Here is an 8,470-nt window from a genome sequence, read left to right on the forward strand (position 1 = left end):
CGTTCTATAACGGGGCGTACAAGCATATAGTGGAACGAGCCCACCATGAAGGAGGTTCCGCCATATGCGCGTATCGTACGTTACCGTGCGCAAGCGGTTGACGATCGTGTTTTTGATCGGGATTTTGATTTTTGCCATTATCGATCTCCGTCTCGGCTACGTCCAATTTTGGCTCGGCGATCTATTAGCGGAACGGGCGAAAGGGCTATGGGGCCGGAACATTCCGTTTGAGCCGAAGCGAGGCGAAATTTTGGACCGCAACGGCGTCCCGCTGGCGACGAACATGAGCGCTCCGACGGTGTATGTCATTCCGCGGCAAGTCAAAAACCCGGCAGAGGCGGCGAAAAAGCTGGCAGGGGTGCTGGGCGGTTCGGTCGAATCCATCTATAAACAAATCACGCAAAAAACGTCGATCGTCCGCCTGAAAGAAGGGCGGAAAATTTCCGATGAAAAAGCGGCGAATGTGCGCTCCCTCGACTTGGATGGGGTGTATATCGCGGAAGATACGAAGCGCTACTATCCGTTTGGCAGCTATTTGTCGCACGTGCTCGGCTTCACCGGCATTGACAACCAAGGGCTCACCGGGTTGGAGCTGTATTATGACAAGGAACTGAGGGGCGAGCGCGGCTCCGTGCAGTTTTATTCCGATGCGAAAGGGCGGCGCATGCCCGATATCGCTGATGACTATACGCCGCCGACTGACGGCTTGAATTTGGTGTTGACGATCGATTCGCGCATTCAGACGATCATGGAGCGCGAACTTGACATCGCGGAGGCGAAATACAATCCGGACGGCATCATCGCGATCGCCATGGACCCGAACACCGGTGAAATTTTGGCGATGGCGAGCCGCCCGACGTTCAATCCAGCGGATTACCGGAGCGTTCCTCCGGAAATTTACAACCGCAACTTGCCGATTTGGAGCACGTACGAACCGGGATCGACGTTTAAAATCATTACGCTGGCCGCGGCGCTTGAGGAACATAAGGTGAATTTGCTGAAAGACCATTTCTTTGACCCGGGCTACGCCAAAGTAGCCGGCGCTACGCTTCGCTGCTGGAAAAAAGGCGGCCACGGAGATCAGACGTTTTTGGAAGTCGTGCAAAACTCGTGCAACCCGGGGTTTGTCGAGCTTGGCGAGCGGCTTGGAAAGGAGACGTTGTTTCGTTACATTAAGCAATTCGGTTTTGGTGAGAAAACGGGCATCGACTTGCAAGGCGAAGGAACAGGCATTTTGTTTGATTTGAAACGGGTCGGGCCGGTGGAACTGGCAACGACGGCGTTTGGCCAAGGAGTGTCGGTGACGCCGATCCAGCAAGTCGCTGCCGTGTCGGCGGCAATCAATGGCGGCATTTTGTACACTCCGTACATTGCCAAGCAGTGGGTCGACCCGGAAACAGGAGAGATCGTCCGCCGCAACACGCCAAAAGCGAAACGGCGCGTCATTTCCGAGGAAACATCGAAACAAGTCCGTTACGCACTTGAGAGCGTCGTCGCTCAAGGAACAGGGAAAAAGGCGTATGTCGAAGGGTACCGCGTCGGTGGAAAAACGGGAACGGCGCAAAAGGCGCAAGGCGGCCGCTATTTGCAAAACAACCATATCGTTTCGTTCATCGGCTTCGCTCCGGCGGATGACCCGAAGCTTGTCGTGTACGTCGCCGTCGACAACCCGAAAGGAACGGTTCAGTTCGGCGGCACGGTCGCTGCCCCGATTGTGGGGAAAATTATGGAAGATAGTTTGCGCACGTTGGGCGTGAAGCCCCGCAAAGACCAGCTCGAGAAGGAGCGCGACTGGAACGAGCCGAAAGTCATTGAAGTGCCAAACTTGATCGGAATGACAAAAAATGATTTGCAAGAGCAGCTTTTTGACTTAAAATTAGATGTTAGTGGCGAGGGAGATGTCGTTGTGGAACAATCCCCGAAGCCAGGGGCGAAAGTGAAAGAAGGCTCAACGGTCCGCATTTATTTGGCGAAACGCGAAGCGGCGGAAGAACGGTAAGACGAACGTGCAAGGGGCGACCGATGCGATGACACATCGGGTTGGTTGTGCCCCTTTTTCCGCTGTCTGCCTAACGGAGCGGACGATTTCGAAGCGAAAGGGATGAACGAAATATGAAACTGCTGACGCTGCTGTCACACTTGCCCGGTTTTTGGGTGCACCATGGAGGCAATCCCGATATCGTGGCGCTCGAAATGGACTCGCGCCGCGTTGCCCCCGGTTCTCTCTTTTTTTGCCTTAAAGGGTTTACAGTAGACGGACACGACTTTGCCGAGGAAGCGGTGGCGCGCAAAGCGGCGGCGATCGTGGCCGAGCGACCGCTTTCCGTTGATGTTCCCGTCGTTCTTGTGTCGGACAGCCGGCGGGCGATGGCGATTTTAGCGGACGCATTTTACGGACGGCCGACCCACCGCCTTCATTTAATTGGAGTGACAGGCACAAACGGCAAGACGACGACAACGTCGATCATCGAACAAATCGCGAGAAAAGCCGGCAAGAAAACAGGGCTCATTGGCACGGTTCACATCAAGGTCGGCGACCGCTCCTATCCGGCGGCCAATACGACGCCGGAGTCGCTCATTTTGCAGCGCACGTTTAAACAGATGGTCGATGAAGGAGTGGAGTTTGTCGCCATGGAAGTGTCGTCGCACGCGCTGCACCAAGGGCGGGTGCATGGCTGCGATTACGATGTGGCCGTCTTTACGAACTTAACGCAAGACCATTTGGATTATCACGGGACAATGGAAGAATATCGGAACGCCAAAGGGCTTTTGTTCGCCCAGCTCGGCAACCGCTACGACGAACGGCGGCCGAAATTTGCCGTTCTCAATCATGACGATCCGGTTTCGCAGTATTATAAACATATGACGGCCGCGCCGATCGTCACATACGGGATGAGGGAAAAAAGCGATGTGATGGCGGAACAGATCCGCATGACCGCCGGCGGCATGGCGTTTCGGCTGTGCACGCCGCACGGATCGGCGGCGGTCGAAACGAAACTTGTCGGCTCGTTCAATGTCTATAACATTCTCGCCGCTGCCGCTGCCTGCCTTGCCTCTGGCTTTTCGCTTGAAACGATCGCCGCGGCGCTTGCGGATGTCGAGCCGGTGCCGGGTCGGTTTGAAACGGTTGATGAAGGGCAAAACTTTACGATCATCGTCGATTACGCTCACACGCCGGACAGTTTAGAAAATGCCTTAAAAACGGTGCGCCAATTGGCGAAGCGAAACGTGTATGTCGTCATCGGCTGCGGCGGCGACCGCGACCGGTCGAAACGCCCGCTCATGGCGCAGGTGGCGGTGCGGTATGCGGATGTCGCTATTTTTACCTCCGACAATCCGCGCTCGGAAGACCCGCAGCAAATTTTGCGCGACATGGAAGCGGGAGTAAGCGCTGAGGTCGGAAAGCATGTGACGATTCCTGACCGTGAAGAGGCGATCCGCTACGCCATTGGCCAGGCGCAGGAAGGCGATGTTGTGTTGATTGCCGGCAAGGGGCATGAAACGTATCAAATCATTGGCAATGATGTGATTGAGTTTGACGATCGTGCTGTTGCCCGAGCGGCAGTGAAGGAGAGAGGATGACGATGATCGCATACAGGATGGTGCAATCGATGGCGGTGGAGGCGCGCGGCATTGTCGATGAAACGATTTGTTTTCATGCCCTGTTCGTCGATCCGATCCAGCAGGTGAAGAAAGGATTGTTCGTCCCGCTTGAGCGTGGGGCGGAAACATTGAAAACAGCGATTGAACACGGGGCGATCGGTTCGTTTTGGCCTCTTGGCGAACCGTTGCCGCGCTACATTCCTAACCAATTTCCACTTTTTTTCGTTCCGTCGCCGCTCGAGGCGGCCGCGGCATTGCTTGAACGGTATTTAGAGCAAGGCGGCGAGGGGGAGGCGCAGTTTTTCTTCGAGCTTCCCGAAGACAGTCCCATCGCTGGGGAGGCCGTGCGTCGCCGGCTGGCGAAATTGAAGAAGCGATGGCTGGACGCTCGGCCGTTTAAAGGATGTGACAATGCATGCGAGAACAAGTGATCATCATGGCCATGGCGGCTTCCTTTCTCATCACTGTCATTTTATCGCCGCTGTTCATTCCGTTTTTGCGGCGGTTGAAATTCGGACAAAGCATCCGCGAGGAAGGGCCGAAGTCGCATCAAAAAAAATCAGGCACGCCGACGATGGGCGGCATCATGATTTTGTTGGTGATTGTGGCGACGACCTTATGGATCACGCCGAAAATCGCCGGCTTGTCGACGAGGACGTATTTGCTGTTGTTGGTCACCGTCGGCTATGGGGTGCTCGGCTTCCTCGACGATATGATCAAAGTCGTGATGAAGCGAAATCTTGGCTTGACGAGCCGGCAAAAATTTATCGGCCAGCTCCTGATCGCAGCCATCTTTTTTGCCGTCTACCGCCAAAGCGGCTTTTCGACGGTGTTACATATTCCCGGCGCCGATTGGTCGGTCGACCTCGGATGGGCGTACGGCGTGCTCTTGTTGTTCATGCTTGTCGGCGGCTCGAACGCTGTCAACTTGACCGACGGGCTTGACGGGCTGCTTGCCGGAACGGCGGCGATCGCCTTTGGCGCTTATGCCGTCTTGGCTTGGAATCAAGGCCAGTACGATGTCGCTGTATTTTGCGTCGCTGTTGTTGGCGCCGTGCTTGGCTTTTTAGTGTTTAACGCCCACCCGGCGAAAGTGTTTATGGGCGACACCGGCTCGCTCGCACTTGGCGGGGCGATCGCCGCTGTCGCTGTCCTGACGAAGCTTGAACTGTTGCTTGTCATCATCGGCGGTGTGTTTGTCATCGAGACGCTGTCGGTCATCATTCAAGTGGCTTCGTTCAAAACGACGGGACGGCGCGTGTTCCGCATGAGTCCGCTTCATCATCATTATGAGCTTGTCGGCTGGTCAGAATGGCGGATCGTTGTGACGTTTTGGGCCGTCGGCCTTTTATTTGCGATGCTAGCAATTTATATCGAGGTGTGGATGTAATTGAAACCGACTCGTTTTTATCAACATCGTCGTGTGCTTGTCATTGGATTGGCGAAAAGCGGAGCGGCGGCAGCTCGGCTTCTTGCGGAGTTAGGCGCTAAGGTCGTCGTCAATGATCAAAAGCCGCTTTCGGAAAACATGGAGGCCAAGCAGCTTGAACCGCTCGGCATTCGCATCGTTTGCGGCGGTCATCCGCTTGAACTGCTTGATGAGCCGTTTGACCTTGTCGTGAAAAACCCGGGCATTCCGTACACGAACCCGATGGTGAAAAAGGCGCTTGAGAAGGGGCTTCCGGTTGTGACCGAAGTGGAGCTTGCTTATCACATTTCCGAAGGGCCGTTTATCGGCATCACCGGGTCCAACGGAAAAACGACGACGACGACGCTCATTTACGAAATGTTAAAAGCGGATGGCCAAGATCCGCTGCTTGCCGGCAACATCGGCCTTGTCGCCTGCGAGGTGGCGAGGGAAGCGAAGCCGGGGCAATGGCTTGTCATGGAACTGTCTTCGTTCCAGCTTGCCGGCATTGACAAGTTTCGCCCAACCATTGCGGTTTTGCTCAATATTTTCGACGCCCACTTGGACTACCACGGAACGAAAGAGGCGTATGCAGCGGCAAAGGCGAACATTTTCCGCAATCAAACGGAGCGCGATTATGCCGTCGTCAATGCCGACGATCCGCTCGTGATGAACATTGCCTCCTCGGTTCGATCGCAAAAAGTGCTGTTTTCGGCGACGAAGCTTCTTGGCGAAGGGGCGTACGTTCAAGATGGCGCCATCTATTGGAACGGTGATCCCGTTATCAGAATCGCTGACATCGTTCTTCCTGGACAGCACAATTTGGAAAACATTTTAGCGGCGGTGGCGGCCGCCAAGCTGGCCGGCGCCAGTGATGAGGCGATCCGCCAGGTGCTGGCGACGTTTTCCGGCGTGAAACATCGGCTTCAGTATGTGGCGGAAATTGACGGCCGGCGGTTTTACAACGACTCGAAAGCGACGAACATCTTAGCGACGCAAAAGGCGCTTTCAGCGTTTGCCGGCGAGCCGGTCATTTTGTTGGCCGGCGGGCTTGACCGCGGCAATGAGTTTGATGATCTTCTCCCGTATTTGCAACAGGTGAAGGCGGTCGTACTGTTCGGCCAGACGGCGGATAAAATCGGCCGCATCGCCCAAAAAGCGGGAATAGAAACGATCCGATATGTCGATAATGTGGAAAAAGCCGTCCCGGTTGCTTTCGAGCTTTCCGAGCCGGGCGACGTCATTTTGCTCTCTCCAGCATGCGCCAGCTGGGATCAATACAAAACTTTCGAGGAGAGAGGGGACATTTTTATCAATGCCGTGCATAAGTTGAAATAGAGGGAAAGGGACAGCCCTTCCCCTCTAGTTTACAAAAATAGAGGTGTTGGGCATTGCCGCGGAAAAAGTCTGCGCCAGATTTTTTGCTCATGATTTTGACGTTTTCGCTCTTGGCCATCGGACTTATTATGGTGTACAGCGCGAGCGCCATTTGGGCGGAATACAAATTCAACGATTCGTTTTTCTTCGCCAAGCGCCAGCTATTGTTTGCGGGCGTCGGCATTATCGCTATGTTTTTTGTCATGAACATCGATTATTGGGTGTGGCGCGACTGGTCGAAAGTGTTGCTTGGCGTCTGTTTTGTGCTGCTCGTTCTTGTGCTCATTCCCGGCATCGGCATGGTTCGCAACGGGTCGCGCAGCTGGATCGGCGTCGGGGCGTTTTCGATCCAGCCGTCCGAGTTTATGAAGCTGGCGATGATCGCGTTTTTGGCCAAATATTTATCGGAAAACCAAAAAAAAATTACGTCATTTAAACAAGGACTGTTGCCGGCGCTTTTGCTTGTGTTTGCCGCGTTCGGCATGATTATGCTGCAGCCGGACTTAGGAACGGGCACCGTTATGGTTGGTACGTGCGTGACGATGATTTTCGTCGCCGGCGCCCGTCTCAGCCATTTTGCCGGGCTTGGCGTTTTGGGGCTCGCTGGGCTTGCCGCCCTCATCCTGTCGGCTCCATATCGAATCAAGCGGATTACATCGTTTTTAAACCCATGGGAAGATCCACTTGGAAGCGGATTTCAAATCATCCAGTCGCTGTACGCCATTGGGCCGGGCGGCTTGTTCGGCCTTGGGCTCGGGCAGAGCCGACAAAAGTTTTTTTACTTGCCGGAGCCGCAAACCGACTTTATTTTCGCCATTTTAGCTGAAGAGCTCGGCTTTATCGGTGGTTCACTCGTTCTCCTGCTCTTTGCCCTTCTTCTTTGGCGCGGCGTGCGCATTGCCCTTGGCGCCCCTGACTTGTACGGAAGTTTTTTGGCGCTTGGCATTATTTCGATGATCGCGATTCAAGTGATGATCAATATCGGCGTTGTGACGGGACTGATGCCCGTTACCGGCATCACGCTCCCGTTTTTAAGCTACGGCGGATCGTCGCTGACATTGATGCTGATGGCCATCGGCGTGCTGCTTAATATCAGCAGGCATGCCCGGTATTAGGCAAGCGGCGGATGTCCGCCGTTTTTTTGGCGTCTCTCGAACGCAGCCCATCGTCGAACGGTGCCGGCAAATGCGATAAAAACAGGCTCTCTCTTGCATTCATTTGTGATATAATGAAAATAAGTGCAAAAACAAAGAAACGGCAGCGGATGCCGTTTGTTTTTATACCGGTCGTTTCAGCGCGGGCGTTGAAGAAGAAAGCGGGGAATGCGATGGAAAAGGGAAAAGTCGTCGTCTTGGAGGACCGCGTGCCGAAACTGAAGGAGCGGCGCCGCCAGAAAGCGAACCGCCGGCTCATTGCGTACTTATCTTTCTTTTTTCTATTTATTTTGTGCGTCCTTTACTTCCAGTCGCCGCTTGGCGCTGTCGGGCATGTGGAAGTGAGCGGCAACCGTCATCTCACAGCGGAGCGCATCATCAGCTTAAGCGGCATTACGAAGCGGACAAGCTTTTGGAAAGTGAATGAACAAAACGTGGAAGAAAAGCTCACTCGCCATCCAGTAATTAAGGAGGCAACAGTGGAAAAACAGCTGCCGAACACGATCGCCATCCACGTCCGCGAATGGCGGCGAATCGCTTATGTGTATGACCGGCAAACGTTTTTTCCATTGCTTGAAAACGGGCGGCTGTTAAAGCAAGAAGGGACGAAGACGGCGCCAAGCGATGCGCCGGTGCTTGTCGGCTGGAAAGACGGCGACGCCATTGCTGAAATGACGGGGCAGCTCGCCGAACTGCCCGCGGCCGTGCTGGGCGCCATGTCGGAAATTCACTACAAGCCGACGAGGGAATATGAAGACCGCGTCATCGTCTACATGAATGACGGTTATGAAGTAAGCGCGACAATCCGGCAATTTGCGGACAAGCTGTCGCATTATCCTGCGATTGTCGCCGCGCTTGACCGAAACGTCAAAGGAGTCATTCATTTGGAAGTCGGCAGCTATTTTGTTCCTTACTCCCCCCCGAAAAA

7 protein-coding genes are annotated in these 8,470 nt (G+C 54.5%); all 7 read left to right on the forward strand.

All coding sequences use genetic code 11. From position 1 onward, the window contains the following. Positions 1-64 precede the first annotated feature (64 nt). Positions 65-1,999, forward strand: a complete 1,935-nt coding sequence (locus GZ1_RS04115; RefSeq protein WP_060787941.1) for a stage V sporulation protein D — start codon at positions 65-67, stop codon at positions 1,997-1,999. 113 nt (positions 2,000-2,112) lie between these two features. Beyond that, the gene (locus GZ1_RS04120) at positions 2,113-3,582 is read left to right on the forward strand and encodes a UDP-N-acetylmuramoyl-L-alanyl-D-glutamate--2,6-diaminopimelate ligase (RefSeq protein ID WP_020756474.1); all 1,470 of its coding nucleotides are present in this window, start codon (positions 2,113-2,115) and stop codon (positions 3,580-3,582) included. Then, positions 3,579-4,034 (forward strand): hypothetical protein, encoded by a 456-nt coding sequence (locus tag GZ1_RS04125; RefSeq protein ID WP_060787942.1) that lies wholly within the window; start codon positions 3,579-3,581, stop codon positions 4,032-4,034. Before GZ1_RS04120 ends, GZ1_RS04125 begins: the two co-directional genes overlap by 4 nt. Beyond that, entirely contained in the window at positions 4,019-4,993 is a 975-nt protein-coding gene (mraY, locus tag GZ1_RS04130) for a phospho-N-acetylmuramoyl-pentapeptide-transferase (RefSeq protein WP_060787943.1), read from the forward strand. The genes GZ1_RS04125 and mraY overlap by 16 nt, the downstream gene beginning before the upstream one ends. Further along, positions 4,994-6,349 carry a UDP-N-acetylmuramoyl-L-alanine--D-glutamate ligase gene (gene murD / locus GZ1_RS04135; RefSeq protein WP_060787944.1) on the forward strand — a complete coding sequence of 452 codons (1,356 nt, stop codon included), beginning with the start codon at positions 4,994-4,996 and terminating at the stop codon, positions 6,347-6,349. Positions 6,350-6,402: 53 nt separating this feature from the next. Continuing rightward, the gene (gene spoVE / locus GZ1_RS04140; RefSeq protein WP_060787945.1) at positions 6,403-7,503 is read left to right on the forward strand and encodes a stage V sporulation protein E; all 1,101 of its coding nucleotides are present in this window, start codon (positions 6,403-6,405) and stop codon (positions 7,501-7,503) included. 212 nt (positions 7,504-7,715) lie between these two features. Continuing rightward, positions 7,716-8,470, forward strand: a 755-nt coding sequence (gene divIB, locus GZ1_RS04145) for a cell division protein DivIB (RefSeq protein ID WP_217996039.1), incomplete at its 3' end; no start/stop codon positions are given.

Origin of the sequence: Geobacillus zalihae NBRC 101842 (assembly GCF_001544135.1) — a bacterium.
In the GTDB taxonomy this organism is placed as follows: Bacteria; Bacillota; Bacilli; order Bacillales; family Anoxybacillaceae; genus Geobacillus; species Geobacillus zalihae.

Bases quoted from the DNA above. Each gene is read 5' to 3' on its own strand.
- mraY (WP_060787943.1), top strand. From the start codon at position 4,019: ATGCGAGAACAAGTGATCATCATGGCCATGGCGGCTTCCTTTCTCATC.
- GZ1_RS04120 (WP_020756474.1), top strand. From the start codon at position 2,113: ATGAAACTGCTGACGCTGCTGTCACACTTGCCCGGTTTTTGGGTGCAC.
- GZ1_RS04125 (WP_060787942.1), top strand. From the start codon at position 3,579: ATGACGATGATCGCATACAGGATGGTGCAATCGATGGCGGTGGAGGCG.
- GZ1_RS04115 (WP_060787941.1), top strand. From the start codon at position 65: ATGCGCGTATCGTACGTTACCGTGCGCAAGCGGTTGACGATCGTGTTT.